We start from the raw sequence: 20,503 nt of genomic DNA on the forward strand, positions 1-20,503 counted from the left end.
GAAATATGATATGAAAATAATATATTGTGATGCGTTGGTTATTGGTGGTGGACTTGCTGGACTTAGGGCGGCAGTTGCAGCAGCCGATAAAGGCAATAGTACTATAGTTTTAAGTTTGTGCCCTGTTAGAAGATCCCACTCAGCTGCTGCACAAGGTGGTATGCAAGCAAGTTTAGGAAATTCTAAAATGAGTGAAGGTGATAATGAAGATGTGCATTTTGCTGATACCGTAAAAGGAAGCGACTGGGGATGCGACCAAGAAGTTGCTAGAATGTTTTGTCAAACAGCTCCAAAGGCTATTCGTGAACTTGCTAGTTGGGGTGTTCCTTGGACAAGAATCACAAAAGGAAAAAGAAGTGCGGTTATAAATGCACAAAAAACTACTATTGAAGAAAAAGATGAAGTTCATGGACTTATACACTCAAGAGATTTTGGTGGAACAAAAAAATGGAGAACATGTTATACAGCTGATGCTACAGGACATACAATGTTATTTGGTGTTGCAAATGAGTGTGTAAAACATAATGTTGATATAAGAGATAGAAAAGAAGCTATTGCCTTAATACACAAAGATAATCGCTGTTATGGTGCTATAGTAAGAGATCTTATAGATGGTAGAATAGAAGCATATGTGGCTCGTGGAACACTAATAGCAACAGGTGGATATGGAAGAATTTATAAACATACAACAAATGCTGTTATATGCGAAGGAACCGGAGTTGCCATTGCATTAGAAACTGGTATAGCTCAGCTTGGAAATATGGAAGCAGTTCAATTTCACCCAACTCCTATTGTCCCAAGCGGAATTTTGTTAACTGAGGGTTGCCGTGGCGATGGTGGTATATTAAGAGATGTTGATGGGTATCGTTTTATGCCTGATTATGAGCCTGAGAAAAAAGAACTTGCAAGCAGAGATGTTGTAAGTAGGCGTATAATGGAGCATATTAGAAATGGAAAAGGTGTAAAAAGTCCTTATGGAGAACATGTTTGGCTTGATATTTCAATACTTGGAAGAGAACACATTGAGACAAATTTAAGAGATGTGCAAGAGATTTGTCAAATTTTTAACGGCATTGATCCAGCTGATGAAGGACCAAAAGGATGGGCGCCTATTTTACCAATGCAGCATTATTCAATGGGTGGAATTAGAGTAAAACCAACAGGAGAGAGCCAAACATTAAAAGGTTTATTTAGTGCTGGTGAGGCAGCTTGTTGGGATATGCATGGATTTAACAGACTTGGTGGAAATTCTGTTTCAGAAACAGTTGTCGCTGGAATGATAGTGGGAGATTATTTTGCTGATTTTTGTAAAAGCCATGAAATAGATATAAATACAGAGTTTGTTCAATCTTTTGTAACAAAAGAAGAAAATTATATAAATGAACTTTTAAGTAAAGATGGCAAGTATGGTGTTTATGAGATAAAAAATAAAATGAAAGAGATAATGTGGGAACATGTTGCTATTTTTAGAACAGGTGAAGGATTACAAAAGGCTGTAAATGAACTTGAAGAGCTTTATAAACAATCTTTAGATATAAATGTAAAAAATAAAGAAAAATTTGGAAACCCAGAGCTTGAAGATGCTTACAGAACTCCAAAGATGATAAAACTTGCTCTTTGTGTTGCGTATGGTGCACTTCTTAGAACAGAAAGTAGGGGGGCACATTATAGAGAGGATTATCCAAAAAGAGATGATTTAAATTGGCTAAAAAGAACTTTAGCAACTTGGAAAGAGGGCGATACAATGCCAACTATAAGTTATGAAGAACTAGATATCATGAAAATGGAGATGCCGCCAGCATTTAGAGGCTATGGTGCAAAAGGAAATATCATAGAAAATCCACTTAGCGAACAAAGACAAGCACAAGTTGATAAAATCAAAGAAGATATGCAAGCACAAGGCAAATCTCGTCAAGAAATTCAAGAAGCATTGATGCATTATGAACTTCAACCTAAATTTAAACAACCAAACCAAAGAGTAGGAGTTGGCAATGAGTAGAAAAATAACAATAAAAGCATTTAAATACAATCCACTTAGTAAAATTTCAAAACCTCATTTTGCTACATATGAGCTTGAAGAAACAAGTGGAATGACGCTATATGTAGCCTTAAATGTAATAAGAGAGAAATTTGATCCTGATCTTAGTTTTGATTTTGTATGTAGAGCCGGAATTTGTGGAAGTTGTGGAATGGTTGTAAATGGTGTTCCCAAACTTGCTTGTAGAACTCTTACAAAAGATTATCCAGATGGCGTTATAGAGCTTATGCCAATGCCTGCTTTTAAACTCATAAAAGATTTGAGTGTAAATACAGGAGAGTGGATGGCTGCTATGAATAAAAGAGTTGAGAGTTGGATACATTCAAGTAAGACAACTGATATATCAAAAATGGAAGAAAAAGTTGATCCAGTAGCTGCACAAGAGACATTTGAATTAGATAGATGTGTAGAGTGTGGAATTTGTGTTGCGAGTTGTGGAACTGCTATAATGAGAAAAGATTTTATAGGTGCTGTTGGATTAAATAGGATTGCAAGATTTAAACTAGATCCTTTAGATGAAAGAACTGATGAGGATTTTTATGAATTAGTTGGTGATGATAATGGTATTTTTGGTTGTATGACTTTACTTGGTTGTGAAGATAACTGCCCTAAACACCTTCCTCTTCAAAGTAAAATAGCTTATATGAGAAGAAAACTAGCTAGCGTAAAATAACTACTTTTAAGCAAGGATTTATCCTTGCTTAAGCTACATACTGAGTATCTTTTGATAAAATAACCATATTTATATTGACAGGGAATTTTATGGATGCTTTTTTAAGCGAAATTTGGGGTATAAATAAGCTTTATATAGATAACTCAGTAGAACTTAGTTTTAATTCAAAAGAGAGCGCTGTGCTTTTATCTTGCAGTGATAAAAATTATGATAGATATCTTTCTTTAAAATCTTTTTGCACAATTTTAAAAAATTCAAATTTAAAAACAAATCTTTATGATATTCAATTTGCACAAATAGGCATCATAAATTCTATAAAAAATTTAAAAATATCAAGAAATGAAGTTATTTTAAATTTAAAACAACTCTATGAAAACGGCATTATAAATATAGATTATTTAGATAAGATTACTCATTTTTTAAAATCATTAAAACTTATAAACGATGAAAATATATTTAAATTTACGCAAAAAAGTGATATTTTTCATAATAATATTAGCGTTTTAAATGAATGTTTTTATGAGATGAAAAACATTACTAAAAACAAAAATTTGATAAATTTACTTGAAAATGCTTTTAAAAATGCAAACGAAGCACAATTTTTTATATCAGTAACTGGTATTATAAATGCCGGAAAATCCACTATGCTAAATTCTTTGCTAGATTTTAATGTTTTAGGAACAGCAAATATACCAGAAACCGCCAATCTTAGTTTTTTAAAATTTTCTAACGAGCCTTATGCAAAAGTTAAATTTTGGAATGAAAATGAGTTAAAAGAGCTAGGATTTGAGCATGGTAAAGCAAGGCAAGATTTGTGTGTTAGTATTGATGAGCTTAAAAATTATACAACTGCGAAAGAAAATATTAGTAAATTTGTAAAGATGGTAGAAATTGGGGTTTGTGCTGATATTTTAAAAGATGGTATTTGTATAGTAGATACCCCTGGTCTTGATGATGCTATAGTGCTTAGAGAGGAGCTAACTAAAAAATTTATGCATGAGAGTGATTTTGTTATTCACCTTATGAATGCAGCTCAAAGCGTTACAAAAAAAGATATTAGTTTTATAAAAAACTTTTTAGCTTATGGTAAAGCAAATAATTTCATGATAGTTTTAACTCATATTGATTTGCTTGACAAATATGAGTTAAATGATGTTATCAAATATACAAAAGATAGTGTTACAAAAGAACTTCAAGATGATGGTTATGATTTATCTTTGGTAAATAATATCAAATTTTTCGCTATTAATGGTATAAACAAAAATGGCATAGAAGATATAAAAAATTATCTTTATACAATGCTTTTTGGAGAAAAAAGCTTAAAATCAAATATGATTTTATCTAATTATAAAAAAGAGTTAAATAATGCAATCTCATATATAAAAGATGAACTTGAGCGTGAGTTTAGTATGATTAGTTGTGATGATGCTAAATTTAGTGAAGAAATTTTACAACTAGAGCAAGAAACAGATATTTTAAATAATGATATAAAACAGGTAAATTTACTATTAAATGAAAATCTTAAAAAGCTTGATTATTCAAATTTATCAGCATTTTCACACATAAAAAATATTTCAATTATTTTAAAAGATAGAGTTATAAGTGATATACAATACTCAAATAAAAATAGAAAAAAGGTGGATTTTGATCGTATTTTTAACATAGTAAAAGGCGGGTTTGATGATTTGCTCTTAGATCTTTTTAGGGATATTAAATTTAATGTAGCAAAAGATATGGAAAGTATTTCTAAGCAAATTTCACTTAAAATAAACTCTTTTGATGATAGTAAAATAGGCTTTTTTGATATAAAAAATTATCTTGATGAAAACTTTATAAAACCTGATTATATTTTATTAAATTCCAAGCTTTCAAAAATAATAAAAACAAAAAGTTTAAATATGCAAAATGATATCCAAAGCCTTTTTGATGAGTTTTTATCTTTTTTGGATATAAAAAAATCTTTATTAAAACTCATTGATAACTATACAAAAGATTTTAAGATATATTTCGAAAATGCTATAAATATCAAAAAAAATTCTTTAGAAGAAAAAATTTTATTATTAAAAGATAGAATTTCTAACATAAATAATACATCTAAAAATTCGCTTTATGATATGCAAAAAATAAAGCAAAATCTTGATTTGATAAATATGATTAGTGCAAGGATAAACGGGTGTTAGAAGAATTTATAAAAGAGTATAAACAGCGTTATATTCTAAGTTTTAAAAGTGATTTTGAAGGAAAATTTAAAAATTACAAAGCACATTTGCTTGAGCCAAAACTACACCCAAGTTCTGAGCTTTGTTTAAAGCTAAACTCTCTTAACGCACTTTTATATGAGCCTATGCAAATAGCCGTAATAGGTCAGTTTAGTAGCGGAAAATCTACTTTTTTAAATACACTTCTTGGGTTTGACATTTTACCAACAGGAGTTGTGCCAGTAACCGCAAAGCCAACTTTTATAAAATATAACTCTTTTCCTATGTTAAAAGCAACATATAATGATAATAGAGAAGAGTATATGGATGTAAGTGTTTTAGGAGAATTTGTAGATCAAAGAAAAGAGATGAGAGATGTGAAATTTTTAAGCATTTACTCAAATAGTGAAATTTTAAAATACATTACTTTTGTAGATACACCAGGACTTAATTCTATAAGTGATGCAGATACTAGTGAAACAATGGATATTTTAAATAAAGTTGGAGCTATTATATGGATAACTTTGATTGACAATGCCGGCAGAAAAAGTGAGCTTGAAGAGCTAAATCTTATACCACAAAATTTAAGAAAAAATTCTATTTGTTTGCTAAATCAAAAGGATAAATTAACAAAAGAAGAGATAGAAAATGTATTAATGCACTCAAAATCCATTTATGGTAAAGTATTTGATACAATTTTAGCAATATCTGCAAAAATGGAGTTAAAAAATGAAAAGAGCTCTGGTTTTGTAGAAGTAAAAGAGTTTTTGAGTAAAGATATCGAAAATAAAAAAGAGAATTTTATAAAAAATGAACTTGAGTTAATCAATGTAAATTTACAAGAGCAGTATGAGTATTTTATTAAAATTTATGAAAAGCTTTCATCTATTTTAAATGATTTTTTATACAATTTTGATAAAAAAATACAGACATTTTTAATAGACTATTTAAAAGAATTTATGAGTTTTTATGCACAAGTAAAAGATATCGCAAACTTGGTAAGTGATGAAATTTCAACTTATATAGAAGATGAAAAAAGAGCTTATTTTGTAGAAGAAAAAAATATAATTGGTTCAAAAATTAGAAAAATTGTCTATACAGCTCCAACTTTAAATAGCGATAAAGTCTTATCTTCTCTTATATATTCAGATGATAAGCTAAGTAAAATTTTTAAAAAATTGAGATTAAAACTAAACTCTTTTCATGAGAAAATAAAATCTGATATCGATATTTTGCTTGATGAGTTTAAAAACGAGATACTAATGTATAAGGGAGAATTTGAAAGCATAAGAAAAAATCATAATTTGCACTCAGATGTAGAATTTGCTTATATAAGAAAATTTGCAAGCGAAGTTGTATCTTTGTTTTTTAATGATTATCAAAAAGCTGTTTTTGAATTTAATGAAAAAAATGATCTATTTTTTGATAAAATCACCATAAAAATAGCTACGAATTACGAGAGTGCTATAAAACAAAGCGTTTGGTTTTTATCTGATAAAATTCAAAGATTTATATCTGATTATGAAAGTGACCCAGTTACTTTTAGTCTTTATTATCCAAAAAAAGATGAAATTTTATCTAGAATTTTGATAAATTTGAACTATTTTGAGTTTGAAAACGATCTTATAGGAAATAAAACTTTTATAAAAAAGAATGTAGATGATTTAATGAGTAAATTTGTAATCATCAATAATAAAAATTTAGATTACATAAATTCACTAAAAAATAAGAATTTAGATAATATTAACTATCTAAATGGCTTAAAATCTATTTTATAAGTTTACTTTTAAAAAAATATTAATATAAAAACTTATAATATTTTTAAAATTCCTTTTGCTATATTTTTTAAAATTTAGTTTAAAAGGAAAAAAATATGAAACAAAATGTTGTTTTAAATTCTTTAAAATTAGCACAAGAACTTCAAAATAAAGTAAATAGCAGCATAAGCCAAAAAGAAAAATCTTTTCATGAAAAAATGAAGAAACTACTTGTAAATCCCAAAAATAAAGTTATGCTCATTGAACTTCTTGATAGAAGTTTTAGATCAAAAGATCCATCAAAATGTTTTGATTTGATAAAGAAAACTTTTGATAAATACGGAGTTGCTGACTTTTTTAGTCCTTATGAGAAGTTTTTGTTATTTTCTTTTTTAAATTTTGGAAAGTTAGTACCTAGCATAAGTGTACCATTTTTTATAGATCATATAAGGCAAGATACAAAAGATATGGTTTTAGATGCAAATATTAGCGTTTTAAAACCACATATACAAAATAGAAGAAGAGAAAATATCACTTTAAATGTAAATTTCATCGGCGAAGAAGTTTTGGGAGAAGGTGAGGCTGCTTTTAGAATTAAAAAGTATGAAGAAGCGATAAAATCTGATTTTATAAGTTATATTTCTATAAAAATAACAACCATATTTTCTCAAATAAACATTATTGATTTTGATTATTCTAAAAAAGAGATAGTAAAAAGATTATCACATTTATATGAATTAGCTATAAGTGAGCAAAAACGACAAAATATGTCTAAATTTATAAACTTAGATATGGAGGAGTATAGAGATCTTGAGCTAACTTCAGAGGCTTTTAAAGAGGCTATATCAAAATATCCAGATTATCAAGCGGGTATTGTTTTGCAAGCTTACATTCCAGATAGTTTTAAATATTTGCAAGATCTTTTCGAGTTTTCAAAACAAAGAGTTGAAAATGGTGGTAAGCCTATAAAAATTCGCTTTGTAAAAGGTGCAAATATGGAAGCAGAAGAAACTGTTGCATCTCAAAAAGGCTGGGCTCTTCCTACATTTGATAAAAAAGTAGATACTGATTCAAATTATAAAAAAATGCTTTATTTTATATTAGAAAATGAGCGTTATAAATATATAAATATTGGTATTGCAAGTCATAATATATTTGAAATAGCTCACGCTTATACGCTTATATCTCAATCAAATGCTATTGATAGTTTTACTTTTGAGATGTTAGAGGGTATGAGTTTGCAAACAAGTTTTGAGCTTAGCAAACTTCACGAGCTTATATTATACGCACCAGTTTGTGATAAAGAGCATTTTAATAATGCCATAGCCTACCTTGTGAGAAGACTTGATGAAAATACCGCCAAAGATAATTTCATGAGATACTTTTTTGATCTTAAGGTTGGTGATGAAAACTGGGAAATTCAAAAAGAGATATTTTTAAATTCTCTCAAAGGTATTGAAGCATTAGATAATACCACTAGAAGAAAACAAAATAGATTAGAGCCTGTGATAAAAAGTGAAATATCGAAAACTGATATTTTTGTTAATGAATTAGATACTGATTTTATTTTGCAAAATAATAGAAAATTAGCAAATTTGATAAAAGAAAAATATACAAATTTAGACGCAGTAGAGATAGCTGCTATGGGAAATAAACCTTTACATAGTGATGAGATTTTAGAAGTAAGAAATAAAATCAACGATAAACTCATAGCAAAGATAAGTTTAGCTAGCAAACAAGGTATATATGAGGCTTTAGATATGGCTAAAAACTCTAAATATAGTGAGCTTAGTTTTGAGGAAATATATCAAATTTTAAGTAGGGCGGCTGAAATTTTTAGAGCAAAAAGAGGCGAGCTTTTAGGTATAGCAGCTCTTGAAGTTGGTAAAACTTTTGGAGAAATTGATCCTGAGATAAGTGAAGCGATAGATTTTATAGAGTTTTATCCACACTCTCTTAGAGTTCTTCAAAAGCAAAATCCAAAAACTAAATTTAAACCAAAAGGCATTAGTGTAACCATATCTCCTTGGAATTTTCCTATAGGAATTCCTGTTGGAACAATAGTTGGACCGCTTGCTGCTGGAAATAGAGTGGTATTTAAACCATCTTCATTAAGTAGTGTAACCGGATATGAAATTTGTAAGATATTTTGGGAAGCTGGCATTCCAAAAGACGCACTTATATACTTGCCAACAAAAGGTAAAATGGTAAGTGAGTGTTTGTTAAAAGATGATTTGGTTAAATTTTGTGTGTTAACTGGTGGCGAAGATACAGCTTATAATATCTTAAAAGAAAATCCTAAAATTATTTTGAGTGCTGAAACTGGCGGTAAAAATGCAACTATAGTAACAAAAGCAGCAGATAGAGATAGTGCTATAAAAAATATAATTCACTCAGCTTTTTCAAACTCTGGGCAAAAGTGCTCAGCTACATCTCTTCTTATACTTGAAAATGAAGTTTATGATGATGAGAATTTTAAAAATACTTTGGTTGATGCAGCTTCTTCGATGGCTACTGGAGATCCATTTGAGTTTAAAAATAAAATTGGTACACTCGCAGATAAGCCAAGTAGTAAAGTTAAAAAAGCTTTAAGTGAATTAAAAGATTATGAATCATGGGCGTTAAAACCTGAGTTTATAAACAATAATGAGTTTATAATGAAGCCTTGCATAAAATATGGCACAAAAAAAGGAGATTTTACTCATATGAGTGAGCTTTTCACACCTATTTTAACCGTTATGAGAGCAAATGATTTAAAAGATGCCATCGATATAGCAAACTCAACTGGCTATGGTTTAACAGGAGCGTTAGAAAGTCTTGATGAAAAAGAGTGGGAGTATTATAAAGAAAATATTGAAGTTGGAAATATCTATATAAATAAGCCTACAACAGGAGCTATAGTTCTTCGCCAACCTTTTGGTGGTATTAAAAAATCAGCTATAGGATATGGTAGGAAGGTTGGAATTTATAACTATATAACTCAGTTTTTAGATATATCGCAAGACGAAGTAGATGTAAATTTAAAAGAAAATGAATTTACAACTACTCTTGCATCTTTAAGTATAGATAAAGATATCTTAGATGTTGCAAAAAGCTATGTTTATCACTATGAAAATGAGTTTAGTAAAGAAAAAGAGTATATTTCTGTAAGAGGAGAGGATAATTTATTTGCTTATAAAAATATAAAATCACTTTTATATATAGTTGATGAAAATGATAGTTTAAAAGATATGCTTCTTGTTTTAATTGCTGCCAAGGTTTCGGGCGTAAAAACAGCTATAAGCTATAAATATGAAAATGAAGATATCAAATTTATAAAACAACATAAAGATATTTTTGACATTGAGTTTGTAAAAGAGGCTGATTTTAAAGATTATGAACGAATTAGATATCATGGAGATTGTAATGAAATTTATAAAAAAGCAAGTGCTTTGGCAAAGATTATTATAAGAAATAAACCTCTTTTAAATGGTCGCTTTGAGTTGCTTTATTATTATAATGAAAAATCAACAAGCGTGTCGTTTCATAGATATGGAAATTTAGGTGTTAGAGCACTAGATTTTAAATAAGCATAAAATAATCAAAAAGGAAAAATATGGAATCAGTAGATATAAACTTACCAATAGCTGTAACTTTTGTTATATATTCTTTGGGAATGTTAGCAATAGGTTTTTATTTTTATAATCAAAATAAAACAGCAGAGGATTATTTTTTAGGAAGTCGCTCTATGGGTCCAGTAGTTTCAGCACTTAGTGCTGGAGCTAGCGATATGAGTGGCTGGCTTTTGATGGGGTTACCAGGGGCTTTATATGCAGGTGGTTTAATAGAAGCAAATATAGCCATAGGATTAACTGTTGGTGCGACATTAAACTGGATGTTTGTAGCAAAAAGACTAAGGGTTTATACTAGTGTGATTGATAATTCTATTACCATTCCTGATTATTTTGAGACTAGATTTAGTGATGATAGTCATATTTTAAGAGTTATATGTGCTATTGTTATACTTATATTTTTTACAATTTATATATCAAGTGGATTAGTTGGAGGGGCAAAACTTTTTGAGGCAACATTTGGTCTTGAGTATTACAACGCATTGATAACAGGAACGGTCATTATAGTTATTTATACATTTTTTGGTGGGTATAAAGCTGTTTGTTGGACAGATCTTGTGCAAGGACTTTTGATGATGGGTGCTTTGATTGTTGTAGCTATTGTAATGCTTTATCAAATAGGCGGTTTTGGTGAAGCTATGAAATACATAAAAAATTCCGATGATTCTAGAACTCAAATAGCACTATATCAAAAAAATATACCTCAAATTATACAAAAAATGGAAGATAGTGATATAAACACCATAAAAACAGATATAGATGGTATAAAATCAGCATTTTTAAATGCAAAAGATATGCAAATAGTAAATAAAGGTAAAAATATAGATGTAAAAGAGTTTATACAAAATTTAGATAATGCAGTAAATTCAAACGATAAAGTTGCTTTAAAAAATCTTTTGGATTTATTAAAAAAACAAAAAATTACACAAAATAGACTTACTTTGTTTGATGGAGTTTCTGTAATTAGCATAATTTCAGCTTTTGCTTGGGGTCTTGGATATTTTGGTCAACCTCATATATTGGTTAGATTTATGTCAATTCGCTCGGTAAAAGATATAAAAGTAGCAACAAGTGTTGGTATTTCTTGGATGTTTATTAGTTTATTTGCAACTTGTGTAATGGGGCTTTTGGGAATTGCTTATATAAATAAATTTAACATCAGTTTGCAAGATCCCGAAAAAATATTTATCGTAATGAGCCAACTTCTTTTTAATCCATGGGTAGCTGGAGTGCTTTTAAGTGCTATCTTAGCAGCTATTATGAGCACTGCAAGTTCTCAGCTTCTGGTGTCAAGTTCGACAATAGCAGAAGATTTTTATAGAAGAGTATTTAAAAAAGATGCATCTGAAAAACAAGTTATGATACTAAGTAGAGGCGGAGTTTTGCTAGTTTCACTAATTGCTTTTATCATATCTTTTGATAAAAACTCAAGTATCTTAAATATAGTTTCTTATGCTTGGGCTGGATTTGGTGCAAGTTTTGGTAGTGTTATAGTGTTTTCTTTGTTTTGGAGAAGAATGACAAGACTTGGTGCGATATTTGGTATGATTACTGGGGCTGTGGTTGTAGTTGTATGGAAAAATTACTTATCTGAAGCTTTAAATTTACCTCTTTATGAGATAATTCCTGGATTTTTAGCAGCTAGTGTGGTTATAGTCCTTGTTAGTTTAACTCAACCAGCAAGAGAAGGAACTAAAAAAGCTTTTGATACTATGATGGAAAACATTAAATAGTTTTTAAAATTTTTAGAAAATGCTCTATATTATGGGCATTTTCTCTGCTTAGTGCCATATATGGTTCATTTTTTAATTTTGGTGCGTTATATTTCAAAAGTTCCCCAGTTTTTGAATTTACCATTATGCCGCCACTTGCATTTACCATCAAATCACCTGCTGCTATATCCCAAGAATGCGAAATTCTATTTCTCAAAAACATTCCGGCATTTCCAAGTGCAAGTTTATAAAACTTAATGCCAGAGCCAATATGAATGATTTCTGTTTTAAATTTTTCTATGATATCTTGTTTTATTGTTGTTATACGCTCTTTTTGGCTACCTAAAAGCATAATATTTGGAGATATATCAACTCTAAATTTATTTAATTTTTCATCATTTATATAAACTTCTTTTCCATCACAACTCATAAAATTATCATACATTGGCAAATAAATCACACCTAAGATAGGCCTATTGTTTTTTATAAGTGTTATTAATATACAAAACTCGTTTTCGCCTTTTACAAAATGAGATGTGCCATCAAGAGGATCAATTAACCAAAAAGTGTTGTTATTTTTATTTGTATTATCAATCTCTTCAGAACAGATGTCAATGCCTGTTTGTTCTAACATTTTTACTATAATTTCGTTTGCTGCAATATCTGCATCAGTTACTATGCTTCCATCTGTTTTTTTATATTTGCTAAATCCATTTTGTCTGTACCACATAATTTTTTGTGAAGCTAGTTTTGCTGCTTTTATGGCTAAATTTAATTCACTTTTCATCTCATATCTTTAAAAAGTATTGTTCCAAGTCTTAACATATTTGAGCCGCATTTTATAGCTAGTTCAAAATCACTACTCATTCCCATTGAGCAAATTTTAGCCCCGTTTGATTTTAGTTTTTCATAAATTTTATAAGTATCTTCAAAACTTTTTCTTACTAAATTTAAATCATCGCTATTTGCGCCTATACTCATGACACCGCACATATTTAGATTTTTGCATTCTTGTTGAATTTGCAAATATTCTTCGAGTGCTTTATTTGTATCAATCCCACTTTTAGTATCTTCGTTTGCTACATTTATCTCAAGAAGTGTATCTAGTTTGTAATCTAATCTTTTATCAACTTTTTTTGCAAGTTCAAGCGAATTACAACTTTGCCAAAGCGTAGGGCGGAGCGAAATGAGTTGATTTATTTTATTGCTTTGAAGCGAGCCTATGAAATGCCATTTTATATCATATTTTTCAAGTTCACTCATCTTTTTGTTTAAATCTTGAACTTTGTTTTCGCCAAATTCAATTTGACCTTGATTATATAAATTTATAATTTCATTTGATGTTACATATTTGCTTACTGCTATTAATTTTATTTCGTTATGTTGGCTAAATTTATCTTTTGTATTTTGAATTTTTTCTAAAATTTCTTGGTAATTCATCAGTTATAACCTCCAGCCAAGCGAAAAATATCATTCATGATTGTAAATGCCATAAGTGCAAACAAAAAAGCCATCCCGCCATAAGTTAGCATTGAAAATACTTTTTGTGAAACTGGTTTTTTAAATATAAGTTCGTAGGTATTAAAAAGTATATGTCCGCCATCAAGTGCTGGAATTGGAAAAAGATTTAATATGCCTAAATTTACAGATATTAGTGCGGTTATTATAAGTAGTGCCGAAAGGCTAATGCTAGCAGCTTTTGAAGTAATATCACTCATTGCAACTATGCCACCTAGTTCTTTGATTGGAACAACGCCTATTATAAGTTTTTCTAGGCTAACAAAAATAAGCTTTGATGCTTGCAGAGTTTCATCTAGTGCGTAACTTAGTGAACTTAAATCAGTGTGATAAAGTGTAGTAAGTTCGCCACTTGGAGAAATACCAATGAGTGGTTTTTGAATTTCTTCTTTAAATATAGTGTAGGTTTTGCCTATCTTTGGTGTTAATAAAACATCTAAAATAACACCATTTCTTTGTATATTTATATGCATAGGATTTGACGAGACTAGTTTGCTAATATCATCCCACTCTTTAACTTCTATGCCATCTATGGCTAATATTTTATCGCCTTTTTGTATATTTGCACTAAGTGCTGCTGAGTTTTCAAGGACATTGCCTACAACTGGGGCTAATTTTTGCACACCAATATGTCCTAATGCTATGTATAATAAGAATGCTAAAAATATGTTAAAAAATGGACCCGCAACTAGTATAAAAATTCGCTCAAGTGGAGAAAGAGAGTTATAGCTATCTGGATCATCGCTTCTTTTGTTTGGATTTGTATCATCTTGACCTTTTAATTGCACATATCCACCAAGCGGTATTGCGCTTATACAATAAGTAGTGTCTTTGATTTTTTTTGAAAATATCTTTTCTCCAAAACCTATACTAAAAACATTTATATGAACACCAAGCTTTTTTGCTGCTAAAAAATGCCCAAGCTCATGAAAAAATATCAAAAATGAGATTATTAGTATAGTTGCTAAGAAATTAGCTCCATAATGCCAAAAACCTAATAATAAAATAGTTAGTGTAAAAAGTATGCTTTTCAAAATTTGTATCCTACTAAAAAATAATATATAAATTTAGCATTTTTTAATAAATTTAGCATTAACTGGCAAAAATTAAATAAATATTTTTTAAATTGATATAGTTACTATCAAGTTTTCTAAATATATTTTCTCATTATATTGCAATTTTTGTCAATCTTTGTTATAATCTGCTAAAAATTTCAAAAGGAATACAAATGTCAAAACACGAATTTCAAACAGAAGTAAATGATCTTTTAAATTTGATGATTCACTCTCTTTACTCAAACAAAGAGATATTTTTAAGAGAGCTTATATCAAATGCAAGTGACGCTTTAGATAAGCTAAATTACTTAACTTTAACAGACGATAAATATAAATCTCTTAACTATACTTCAAAGATAGAAATTTCTATAGATAAAGAGGCGAAAACTCTAATCATAAGTGATAATGGTATAGGAATGGATGAAAATGAGCTTATAAATAACCTTGGAACCATTGCAAGAAGTGGAACTAAAGGTTTTTTAAGTCAAATAAGTGGTGATGCTAAAAAAGATTCAAATCTCATAGGTCAGTTTGGTGTAGGTTTTTACTCAGCTTTTATGGTGGCTTCTAAAATAGAAGTAACTAGCAAAAAAGCATTAAACGATGAAGCTTATGAATGGAGTAGTGATGCTAAAAATTATGAGATAAAAAAATCTTCAAAAGAAACGCATGGAACATCTATAAAACTATATTTAAACGATGATGAGTTTTTAGAAACATATAGATTAGAGGGTATTATAAAGAAATACTCAAACCACATTCCTTATCCTATTTTTATGGATAAAGAAGAATGGATAGCACCAAAAGACGGTGAAAAAGAAGGTCATTATGAGAGCAAAAATACTCAAATAAACAAAGCTAGTGCTCTTTGGCAAATGAGCAAAAGTTCATTAAAAGATGAAGATTATAATGAGTTTTATAAACAAATTTCTCACGATAGTACAGATCCACTTATGTATATTCATACAAAAGCAGAAGGAAAGATAGAATACACAACGCTATTTTATGTTCCAAGTGTTGAGCCTTTTGATCTGTTTAGGGTTGATTATCAAAGTGGTGTGAAGTTATATGTAAAAAGAGTTTTTATAACAGATGATGAAAAAGAGCTTTTACCTACACATTTAAGATTTGTAAAAGGCATAATTGATGTTGAAGATTTGCCTTTAAATGTAAGTCGCGAAATTTTACAAGACAACATTATAATGAGAAGTGTAAAAGAGGCGAGTGTTAAGAAAATTTATAGCGAGTTAGAAAAACTTCTTAAAAATGATAGAGAAAAATACATTAAATTTTATAAACTTTTTGGTAAAGTTTTAAAAGAGGGGTTATATGGATTTGGTGCAAACAAAGATGATATATTAAATTTAACTCTGTTTAAATCAAGCTCAAGAGATGGATATATCACTCTTAAAGAATACAAAGATTCTATGAAAGAAAATCAAAAATCTATATATTTCATAACAGGTAAAGATGATAAAATGCTTAAAAACTCACCACTTCTTGAAGCATTTAATGAAAAAAATATAGAGGTATTGATTTGTGATGATGAGATAGATAGCATTGTTATGCCAATGGTATATGAATATGATAAAACACCTATAAAACCTGTACAAAATGCTGATGATGAGGTTAGTTTAGATGAGAAGATTGATGAGAGTAAATACGCAGAACTTGTAGTAAAACTAAAAGAATGCTTAAAAGATGAAATTAAAGATGTAAAAGTAACCTCAAGACTTAAAGATTCTCCAGCTTGTTTGGTTTATGATAAAAATGATCCAGATTTTGCAACACAACAGATGTTAAAACAAATGGGGCAAAATGTGCCTGAAATAAAACCTATACTTGAAATAAATCCAAATCATGAAATATTTTTAAAACTTAAGGAAAATCAAATCATGATAAATGATATCTCAAATTTACTTTTAAATATGGCTAAGGTTAGTGAAGGTATGAATATATCAAATCCAAATGAATTTGCTAAAACACTTTCAAAAGTAATACTAAAAGCTTTATAAAAAACTCAAATTATGCTAAAATAGCCCTTATGATTAAATTTATAAGGGCTTGTTATGAAAAATATATTTTTTATTTTATGTTTAAGTGTGATTTTAAATGGAGGTGAATTGGAAAAAAATTTAAAAAATCTTTTTCCAACTTATGACATAGTTTCTGTTGACAGACTAAATTCCATACCTAAATCAAATTTAGTAGTTTTGATGGATAAAAATAGTAATCAAAAAGATATCATAATAAGCGATGATAGTGGTAAAAATTTCTTTTATGTAAAAAATGCTTTTTTAAAAGATAAAAATGATAAAAAGTTGTATGATCAAAAAGTTGAATTTATAGAAGATAAGGTTCAAAAAGAAGTTTTTGAGATACTAAAAACTATCCCACAAGATAGGTTTATAAGCATAAATTCTTTTTATAAAGACAATAAAAAAACAATTTATATGATAACAGACCCAGAGTGTCCGTATTGTAAAAAAGAAATTGACAGGCTTGTAAAATATCTTAGAAATGCAAATTTAAAGATGATTTTTGCTCCAGTTCATGGAAAAAGTGCTTTTATAAAATCAGCTATTATGCTTGAGAAATCAAAAAATATTGATCCATCAAACCAAAAAGCTTTTATAGATTTAATAAGTAAATATTATGATACGAATACTACTGTAACTGATGATATGGCTAGTGATGAACAGGTGCAAAAAGTATTTTTTGATGCTAAGAAAATTTTCTCAAAAGGACTTGTAAAAGGTGTGCCTTTTATGTTTGAGATAGAGAAGTAAAATAAATTTTGAAAATTAAATTAAAAATTTAAATTTTATGTTATAATTATGCTCAAGAATTAGTTTTAATTACTAATAATATCTTAAATTTAGGAGTGTAATTATGAAATTACTTAGAGTTGCCGCGCTTGTTGCGTGCTTAGGAGTTTCTATGGTTTTTGCAAAACCTACAATTTATATACTTGCTACAGGTGGAACTATAGCAGGAGGTGGTGATAGTGCACTATCTGGTAATTATAAATCAGGAACTGTTACAGTTGATAAACTAATAGCTGCAGTTCCTCAGATAAATGAAATAGCAAATATAAAAGGTGAGCAAATTTCAAACATAGGTTCTCAAGATATGAATAATGAAATTTGGCTAAAGCTTTCAAAAAGAGTAAATGAATTATTGAAAACAAATGATGTTGATGGTATTGTTATTACGCATGGAACTGATACTATGGAAGCAACTTCATACTTTTTAAGTTTAACTTTGAAGAGCAAAAAACCTGTTGTTTTTGTTGGTGCTATGAGATCAGGAACTTCACTAAGTGCTGATGGTCCATTAAATATCTATAATGCTGTAAATGTTGCTATGGACAAAGCTAGTATGAATAAAGGTGCTTTGGTTGCTATGAATGATGAGATTCATGCTGCAAGAGAAGTAACAAAAACAAATACTACAAATGTTGCTACATTTAAATCTCCAAACTCAGGTAAAATAGGCTCAGTAAATTATGGTATAGTTGATTATCTTTTAACTCCTGCTAGAAAACACAGCGTTGATAGCGAATTTGATGTATCAAAATTAGATAAATTACCAAAAGTAGAGATTGTTTATGCTTATGCAAATGATAGTGCTGATTTCGTAAATTTAGCTGTTAAAAATGGTGCAAAAGGTATAATTTTGGCAGGCATGGGAAATGGAAATCCTTCAACAGGGGTTCAAGATGCTCTAGCAAATGCAGCAAAACAAGGGGTTGTAGTTGTAAGAAGTTCTAGGGTTGGCTCTGGTTCAACTAGTGTTGGCGCAGAAGTTGATGATAAAAAATTAGGTTTTGTTACAGCTGATAGCTTAAATCCACAAAAATCTAGAGTTCTTTTAATGCTTGCATTAACAAAAACAAACGATGTAAATAAAATACAAGAGATGTTTAAAATGTACTAAAATTAAGGGCGAAAAATTCGCCCTTATAAACAGTTATTAATCCAATTTTGATATAATTTATATCAAAAAAAAGGGTTGATAATGATAAAAATACTTATGATTGAAGATGATTTAGAGTTAGCTGAAATTTTAACAGAGTATCTAGCTCAATATGATATGGAGGTTGTAACGATAGACGACCCATATCTTGGCATATCAACGCTAAATGTATCTAAATTTGACCTACTTATTTTGGACTTAACTTTACCTGGAATTGATGGACTTGATGTTTGTAAAGATATCAGGAAAAATCATAATATTCCTATTATTATCTCAAGTGCAAGACATGATATCACAGATAAAGTTGTAGCACTTGAAAATGGAGCAGATGATTATTTACCAAAACCATATAATCCACAAGAATTGTGTGCTAGAATAAAAAGTCATTTAAGAAGACAAAGTGTAAATTTACAAGAAAACTCAAAAGAAAATATAGATAAAGATATTGTTTTAAAAGAATTTGAGCATGTTATACTTTTTAAAGGAAAAGAACTTGATCTTACGAATGCAGAGTATGATATTTTAGCGTATCTTATAAAAAAAGAAGGAGGGGCTATAACAAGAGAAGAGCTTGTTTATAACTGCGATGCTATAAGCGAAGACTCAACAAATAAAAGTATAAATGTTATAATCGGTAGAATAAGAACAAAGCTTGGAGATAGCCATAAAGAGCCAAAATATATCCATTCTGTTAGAGGTATTGGTTATAAGTTGGTTCAATGAAAAATCGCTCTTCTATATTTTACGCTATTACTTTTGTTTATATTTTATCAATAATTTGTATATTAGTGCTGTTTTTGTGGCTTATAAACTATGATAAACAAAATTATACAAGAGAACTTAATAATAAATATTCTTATGTTACAAGAGTAACAATTTTTTATCTTAACAATATGATTTCTAAACAAGATTATGAAAAACAGATGTCAAATATAGATATGCCTATGATGGAAGATCAAAAATTAGTAGATGATATCATAAAAAATGCAAATGTTTTGCAAGAAATTTCAGAAGATCTAGGGACTGCTGCGATTTTAGTATATGAAAAGAGAAATTTTTTAAAAATCATTGTGAATGATAAAACTTTTTTATTGCAAGATGATGATTATCAACCTTATAGATATGTGATAGTAAAACTGATTTTAGGTGCTGTTATACTTATACTTTTGATAGCTTATACTTTTATTTTAAGAAAAATTAAACCTTTAAGAAAATTAAAAAGGCAAATAGATAAATTTGCAAAAGGTGATCTTGACATAAAAAATGTCAAAACTGGAAACGATGAAATTTCCGAAGTTGCAGATGCTTTTTATATGGCTGTTATGCAGATAAAAAAATTAAACTCATCAAGGCAACTTTTTTTAAGAAATATTATGCATGAGTTAAAAACACCTATCACAAAAGGTAGGATTACTGCTGAAATGATACAAAAGGATAAGTATCAAGAAAGACTTATAAATGTGTTTGAAAAGCTAGAAAATTTGATAAATGAATTTGCTGCTGTTGAAAGAGCTGCATCTACTTCAAGTATAGGTAACTTAAATCCTTTTAAGATAGATGATATAATGGATGAAGCTATTGATATGGCGATGATTGATAAAGAAAACTATACTCTTAATATATTAGATGATATAACTATAAATGTTGATTTTAAGCTTATTACTACTGCTGTAAAAAATATGATAGATAATGCTATAAAGTATTCAACAAATAAACATGTAAATATCATTGTAAATAAAAATACTATCAAATTTTGCAATGACGGAAAACGACTTGATAATTCCATAGAATATTATTTAGAAGCATTTACACAAGGAAACAATGCCACAAAAAGTTTTGGTTTGGGACTATATATAGTAGATAGCATACTAAAAGCTCATGGAATAAAACTTGGTTATAAATACAAAAATAATATGAATATTTTCTGCTTTTATGATTTTGATAAATTATTGGTGGATTAAAT

General features: G+C 28.9%; 13 protein-coding genes and 2 pseudogenes. 12 read left to right on the top strand and 3 right to left on the bottom strand.

The genetic code is table 11. From position 1 onward, the window contains the following. Positions 1-10: 10 nt before the first annotated feature. From CSPB_RS02800 to CSPB_RS08980, 7 genes and pseudogenes are all read left to right on the top strand, one after another. The gene (locus tag CSPB_RS02800) at positions 11-1,999 is read left to right on the top strand and encodes a fumarate reductase flavoprotein subunit (protein ID WP_033916398.1); all 1,989 of its coding nucleotides are present in this window, start codon (positions 11-13) and stop codon (positions 1,997-1,999) included. After that, positions 1,992-2,711 carry a fumarate reductase iron-sulfur subunit gene (locus CSPB_RS02805; protein WP_089189176.1) on the top strand — a complete coding sequence of 240 codons (720 nt, stop codon included), beginning with the start codon at positions 1,992-1,994 and terminating at the stop codon, positions 2,709-2,711. Before CSPB_RS02800 ends, CSPB_RS02805 begins: the two co-directional genes overlap by 8 nt. 89 nt (positions 2,712-2,800) lie before the next feature. After that, the gene (locus CSPB_RS02810) at positions 2,801-4,891 is read left to right on the top strand and encodes a dynamin family protein (protein WP_089193062.1); all 2,091 of its coding nucleotides are present in this window, start codon (positions 2,801-2,803) and stop codon (positions 4,889-4,891) included. Further along, entirely contained in the window at positions 4,885-6,687 is a 1,803-nt protein-coding gene (locus tag CSPB_RS02815) for a dynamin family protein (protein WP_089193063.1), read from the top strand. The genes CSPB_RS02810 and CSPB_RS02815 overlap by 7 nt, the downstream gene beginning before the upstream one ends. Positions 6,688-6,782: 95 nt before the next feature. Continuing rightward, complete coding sequence (locus CSPB_RS02820) at positions 6,783-10,235, top strand: bifunctional proline dehydrogenase/L-glutamate gamma-semialdehyde dehydrogenase (protein ID WP_089193064.1); 3,453 nt, start codon at positions 6,783-6,785, stop codon at positions 10,233-10,235. Positions 10,236-10,321: 86 nt separating this feature from the next. Further along, a pseudogene (locus CSPB_RS08975) lies at positions 10,322-10,963 on the top strand (sodium:solute symporter family transporter); the annotation flags it as partial. 279 nt (positions 10,964-11,242) lie between these two features. Further along, positions 11,243-12,010 (top strand): annotated as a pseudogene (locus CSPB_RS08980) (sodium:solute symporter family transporter); the annotation flags it as partial. On the opposite strand, the gene CSPB_RS02830 reads toward CSPB_RS08980, so the two are convergent. Genes CSPB_RS02830 through rseP form a run of 3 tightly spaced genes read right to left on the bottom strand, consistent with a single transcriptional unit; the run spans position 12,003 to position 14,541 of the window. After that, positions 12,003-12,776 (bottom strand): 3'(2'),5'-bisphosphate nucleotidase CysQ family protein, encoded by a 774-nt coding sequence (locus tag CSPB_RS02830; protein WP_089193066.1) that lies wholly within the window; start codon positions 12,774-12,776, stop codon positions 12,003-12,005. The pseudogene CSPB_RS08980 and the gene CSPB_RS02830 overlap by 8 nt on opposite strands. Next, positions 12,773-13,429, bottom strand: coding sequence for a YggS family pyridoxal phosphate-dependent enzyme (locus tag CSPB_RS02835; RefSeq protein ID WP_089193067.1), 657 nt, complete (start codon positions 13,427-13,429; stop codon positions 12,773-12,775). Before CSPB_RS02835 ends, CSPB_RS02830 begins: the two co-directional genes overlap by 4 nt. Then, the gene (gene rseP / locus CSPB_RS02840; protein WP_089193068.1) at positions 13,429-14,541 is read right to left on the bottom strand and encodes an RIP metalloprotease RseP; all 1,113 of its coding nucleotides are present in this window, start codon (positions 14,539-14,541) and stop codon (positions 13,429-13,431) included. The genes CSPB_RS02835 and rseP overlap by 1 nt, the downstream gene beginning before the upstream one ends. Before the next feature lie 194 nt (positions 14,542-14,735). Here rseP and htpG point away from each other — a divergent pair, with 194 nt between their 5' ends. From htpG to CSPB_RS02865, 5 genes are all read left to right on the top strand, one after another. Further along, positions 14,736-16,577: a molecular chaperone HtpG gene (gene htpG / locus CSPB_RS02845; RefSeq protein ID WP_089193069.1), complete on the top strand. Its 1,842-nt coding sequence runs from the start codon at positions 14,736-14,738 to the stop codon at positions 16,575-16,577. 54 nt (positions 16,578-16,631) lie between these two features. Beyond that, positions 16,632-17,351 carry a thioredoxin domain-containing protein gene (locus tag CSPB_RS02850; RefSeq protein ID WP_089193070.1) on the top strand — a complete coding sequence of 240 codons (720 nt, stop codon included), beginning with the start codon at positions 16,632-16,634 and terminating at the stop codon, positions 17,349-17,351. Positions 17,352-17,451: 100 nt separating this feature from the next. Then, the gene (locus CSPB_RS02855) at positions 17,452-18,501 is read left to right on the top strand and encodes a type II asparaginase (protein ID WP_404813382.1); all 1,050 of its coding nucleotides are present in this window, start codon (positions 17,452-17,454) and stop codon (positions 18,499-18,501) included. An 81-nt stretch (positions 18,502-18,582) separates the two neighbouring features. Next, entirely contained in the window at positions 18,583-19,263 is a 681-nt protein-coding gene (locus tag CSPB_RS02860) for a response regulator transcription factor (protein ID WP_033916388.1), read from the top strand. Further along, positions 19,260-20,501, top strand: coding sequence for an ArsS family sensor histidine kinase (locus tag CSPB_RS02865; RefSeq protein ID WP_089193072.1), 1,242 nt, complete (start codon positions 19,260-19,262; stop codon positions 20,499-20,501). The genes CSPB_RS02860 and CSPB_RS02865 overlap by 4 nt, the downstream gene beginning before the upstream one ends. Positions 20,502-20,503 lie beyond the last annotated feature (2 nt).

Source organism: Campylobacter sputorum (genome assembly GCF_002220775.1).
Taxonomy (GTDB): domain Bacteria; phylum Campylobacterota; class Campylobacteria; order Campylobacterales; family Campylobacteraceae; genus Campylobacter_F; species Campylobacter_F bovis.

Coding starts and splice junctions, on each gene's coding strand:
- CSPB_RS02800 (WP_033916398.1), top strand. CDS start 11: ATGAAAATAATATATTGTGATGCGTTGGTTATTGGTGGTGGACTTGCT.
- CSPB_RS02865 (WP_089193072.1), top strand. CDS start 19,260: ATGAAAAATCGCTCTTCTATATTTTACGCTATTACTTTTGTTTATATT.
- CSPB_RS02805 (WP_089189176.1), top strand. CDS start 1,992: ATGAGTAGAAAAATAACAATAAAAGCATTTAAATACAATCCACTTAGT.
- CSPB_RS02830 (WP_089193066.1), bottom strand. CDS start 12,776: ATGAAAAGTGAATTAAATTTAGCCATAAAAGCAGCAAAACTAGCTTCA.
- CSPB_RS02860 (WP_033916388.1), top strand. CDS start 18,583: ATGATAAAAATACTTATGATTGAAGATGATTTAGAGTTAGCTGAAATT.
- CSPB_RS02850 (WP_089193070.1), top strand. CDS start 16,632: ATGAAAAATATATTTTTTATTTTATGTTTAAGTGTGATTTTAAATGGA.
- CSPB_RS02810 (WP_089193062.1), top strand. CDS start 2,801: ATGGATGCTTTTTTAAGCGAAATTTGGGGTATAAATAAGCTTTATATA.
- CSPB_RS02835 (WP_089193067.1), bottom strand. CDS start 13,429: ATGAATTACCAAGAAATTTTAGAAAAAATTCAAAATACAAAAGATAAA.
- CSPB_RS02820 (WP_089193064.1), top strand. CDS start 6,783: ATGAAACAAAATGTTGTTTTAAATTCTTTAAAATTAGCACAAGAACTT.
- htpG (WP_089193069.1), top strand. CDS start 14,736: ATGTCAAAACACGAATTTCAAACAGAAGTAAATGATCTTTTAAATTTG.